We start from the raw sequence: 1,052 nt of genomic DNA on the forward strand, positions 1-1,052 counted from the left end.
GATCAGGCGCGGGGGGAGCGGGCCTTGAAGTCGGAGGCGATCTCGTCGAACGTCGACCAGCGCACGCCCTCGTGGCCGTTGATGTGCTCGATCAGACGCTCCAGCATGAGGAGGTTCTGCGGGCGCCCCGAGACGTCGGGGTGGATGGTCATGGTGAAGGCCGCGTAGTCCATCTCCCGGTAGACCCAGTCGAACTGGTCGCGCCAGGACTCCTCGAGGTGCCGGGGGCTGACGAAGCCGTGGCTGTTGGCGCTGGCCTTGATGAACATCATCGGCGGCAGGTCGTCGAGGTACCAGTTGGCCGGGATCTCGACGAGGTCGGTCTCCTCGCCGCGGACCAGCGGCTTCATCCACTCGTGGGCGGGCCGGGAGTAGTCGATCCTGGTCCAGCTGTCGCCGACGCGCACGTAGTAGGGCGTGAAGTCGTCGTGCATCAGGGAGTGGTCGTAGGTGATGCCGCGTTCCAGCAGCAGCTCGTTGGTGACCGGGGAGAACTCCCACCAGGGGGCGACGTAGCCGGTCGGGCGGCGCCCGGTCACCCGCTCGATCAGTTCGATGCCGCGGTCAAGGACGGCGCTCTCCTGTTCCCGGGTCATGGCGATCGGGTTCTCGTGCGAGTAGCCGTGCACGCCCACCTCGTGGCCGGCGTCGACCACCATCCGGGTCTGGTCGGGGAAGGTCTCGATGGAGTGGCCCGGGATGAACCAGGTGGTGGGCAGCTCGTAGCGCTCGAAGAGGCGCAGCAGGCGCGGGGTGCCGACCTCGCCGGCGAACATGCCGCGCGAGATGTCACAGGGCGAGTCCTCGCCGCCGTACGAGCCGAGCCAGCCGGCGACGGCGTCGACGTCGACGCCGAAGGCGACGCGGATGTCCTTCTTGACGTTCGTCATGGTCGTTCCTTACTTCCGGGGGTATGGGCGGAGTCGGTGGCCCGGGCAGAGTGGTGGGGGCGCCGCTTCCGGGGCGGCGCCAGTGGGTCGGGCCAGGTCTGCTCAGGTCAGGTCAGGGACGGATCGGGAGAGGGCGGGGCGGACGGGGAGCGAGTCGTGAGG

General features: G+C 68.8%; 1 protein-coding gene. It reads right to left on the reverse strand.

The genetic code is table 11. The annotated features are described in order from the left end of the window. Positions 1-2: 2 nt before the first annotated feature. The gene (locus E1265_RS36445) at positions 3-890 is read right to left on the reverse strand and encodes a polysaccharide deacetylase (RefSeq protein ID WP_132935209.1); all 888 of its coding nucleotides are present in this window, start codon (positions 888-890) and stop codon (positions 3-5) included. Positions 891-1,052 lie beyond the last annotated feature (162 nt).

This window comes from Streptomyces sp. 8K308 (assembly GCF_004348315.1).
Taxonomy (GTDB): Bacteria; Actinomycetota; Actinomycetes; order Streptomycetales; family Streptomycetaceae; genus Streptomyces.

Bases quoted from the DNA above. Each gene is read 5' to 3' on its own strand.
- E1265_RS36445 (WP_132935209.1), bottom strand. From the start codon at position 890: ATGACGAACGTCAAGAAGGACATCCGCGTCGCCTTCGGCGTCGACGTC.